Below are 2389 nucleotides of genomic sequence, written 5' to 3'. Positions count from 1 at the left end.
CCCCTACCGCTGCCCGCCCGGCCCCTACGAACGCATCTCTATGGTCGCCCACAAGCTCAAGGCCGAGAACCCGACAGCGAAGATCCTCATCGTCGACCCCAAGGAAAAGTTCTCCAAACAGGCGCTCTTCGAGGAGGGCTGGCAAAAACACTACACCGGCATGATCGAGCGCATCGGCCCCGACTTCGGCGGCACCAACGTCGAGGTGAACCCCGACGAAATGACGGTGAGTATCGATGGTGCGGTGGAAAAGGTCGATGTCTGCAACGTCATCCCCGCCCAGAAGGCCGGCCACATCGCCGATGCCGCCGGGCTGACCGACGGCAATTGGGCTCCGGTGAACCCAACCGACATGAGCTCAAAGATGGACGAAAACATCCATGTACTGGGTGACGCCTCGGCACAGGGCGACATGCCCAAATCCGGCTTCTCGGCCAACAGCCAGGCCAAGGTGGCAGCCAACGCTATCCGCGGCGCGCTTACCGATAGCCGGGTGTTCCCGGCGAAGTTCTCCAACACCTGCTGGTCGCTCATCGCCGCCGACGACGGGGTGAAGGTGGGGGCCTCCTACGAGCCCACCGACGAGAAGATCGCCAGCACCGACAGCTTCATCTCGCAAACCGGCGAGGATGCAGCGCTGCGCAAGGCCACCTACGAGGAAAGCATCGGCTGGTACTCGGGCATCACCACAGACATGTTCGGCTGACAAAAGCCGGCGGGGCGCTTGACCTGAGTCATGGCGCCCCGCCGCACCATCTCCACTCTAAAGGCGAACCCACGGAGGAGACCCCAATGAAACACATCGCACTCGCCGCCGCATTTGCCCTCGCCACGCCCGCGCTGGCGGAAGGCCCCGTGCTGCACGACTTCGACGGAAGCTTCGATGACGCGACCTTCGCCGTCGAAAGCGCCATCGTCGGCCAGGGCCTGGTGATCGACTACACCTCCCATGTAGGCGATATGCTGAACCGCACCGGCGAAGATGTCGGTTCGGATGTGAAGGTCTTCGATGCCGCCGACATCTTCCTCTTCTGCTCTGCCGTGGTCTCGCGGCAGGTGATGGAGGCCGACCCGATGAATATCCAGCACTGCCCCTACGGCATCTTCGTCACCGAGAAAGACGGCAAGGTGCAGATCGGCCACCGCGACTATCCCGAGGGCCCGATGGACGCCGTCGAAGATCTGCTGGAAGGCATCATTGCCGAGGCCATGGGCGGCTGACGCCCGGCTCGCTTGATCCCGATCAACGCCCCCCGCACGGGGGCGTGATACCCCGGTGAAAACCGGAGACACCGTCCCATGATCTGGCTCTTCGACACCCTCGGCGAAGCCCCCGCCATCGCCCTTCTGGGCCTCCTGGTGGGGCTGCTCTTCGGCGCGGCGGCGCAGCGCTCGTCCTTCTGCCTGCGCGCGGCCACCATCGAGGTCGCCACGCTCAGGCCCGGCCCCAAGCTCGCGACTTGGCTCATCGTGTTCACGACCGCACTTGCGCTGGTGCAGGGCGGCATCGCGCTGGGTTGGCTCGATCTTTCCGAGGCCCGGCAGTTTGCTCAACCCGGCTCCATCTCGGGCGCGGTGATCGGCGGGGTGATGTTCGGCACGGGCATGATCCTTGCGCGCGGCTGCGCCTCCCGCCTGCTGGTGCTCTCGGCCACCGGAAACCTTCGCGCGCTCATCACCGGCCTCGTGCTCACCCTCGTGGCGCAAGCCTCACTCTCGGGCATCCTCGGCCCGGCGCGGCTCTGGCTCTTCTCGCTCTGGACGGTGCCGCCCGGCCCGGCGCGCGACCTCGGCGCGCTGCTCGGTCTCACGCCCGTGCTCAGCGCCACGCTTGCCCTTGCCGCCGTCGCCGCCGCCCTCGCATGGGCCGCGCTGGCCGCCCGCAAAAGCCCGGGCCAGATTCTCGCTTCGGCGCTGGTCGGCCTGGCGGTCGCCGCAGGCTGGTTCGTCACCTACCACGCGGCCCAGGTCGCCTTCGAGCCCGTCTCCGTCAGCTCCATAAGCTTCACCGGCCCCGCAACCGACACCCTGATGGGCCTCGTCGGTACCCCCGCCCTGCCGCTCTCCTTCGGCGTCGGTCTCGTGCCCGGCGTCTTCCTCGGCTCCTTTGCCGCCTCCGCCCTCGCCGGAGACTTCGCGCTCCAGCGCTTTCAGCCCGACGCTCCTATGGAGCGTTACCTTGTCGGCGGCGCCCTCATGGGATTCGGCGCCATGCTCGCCGGGGGCTGCGCGGTCGGGGCAGGCGTCTCCGGCGGCTCCGCCCTCAGCTCCACCGCCTGGCTGGCCCTAACCGCCATGTGGCTCGCCGCCATGGCCACCCACCGCCTGCTAAACGGCAAGCCCGCCGCCGCCGTGGCCTGAAACCCAGAAAATTCGATTAAAATTCTCC

3 protein-coding genes are annotated in these 2389 nt (G+C 67.0%); all 3 read left to right on the top strand.

Features of this window, described 5'->3' with window-relative positions; genetic code table 11:
• A partial coding sequence (locus DYI42_RS23770) for an FCSD flavin-binding domain-containing protein (RefSeq protein WP_213549593.1) occupies positions 1–706 on the top strand: 706 nt, incomplete at its 5' end.
• A gap of 86 nt (positions 707–792) precedes the next feature.
• Positions 793–1221: a DUF302 domain-containing protein gene (locus DYI42_RS23765; protein ID WP_213549591.1), complete on the top strand. Its 429-nt coding sequence runs from the start codon at positions 793–795 to the stop codon at positions 1219–1221.
• 78 nt (positions 1222–1299) lie between these two features.
• A complete protein-coding gene (locus DYI42_RS23760; RefSeq protein ID WP_213549589.1) occupies positions 1300–2361 on the top strand; it encodes a YeeE/YedE family protein in 1062 nt (353 codons plus the stop codon).
• Positions 2362–2389 lie beyond the last annotated feature (28 nt).

The organism is Vannielia litorea (genome assembly GCF_018424695.1).
Classification (GTDB): Bacteria; Pseudomonadota; Alphaproteobacteria; order Rhodobacterales; family Rhodobacteraceae; genus Vannielia; species Vannielia litorea_A.
This window is presented reverse-complemented; position numbering and strand designations above follow the sequence as displayed.

Bases quoted from the DNA above. Each gene is read 5' to 3' on its own strand.
- DYI42_RS23765 (WP_213549591.1), top strand. From the start codon at position 793: ATGAAACACATCGCACTCGCCGCCGCATTTGCCCTCGCCACGCCCGCG.
- DYI42_RS23760 (WP_213549589.1), top strand. From the start codon at position 1,300: ATGATCTGGCTCTTCGACACCCTCGGCGAAGCCCCCGCCATCGCCCTT.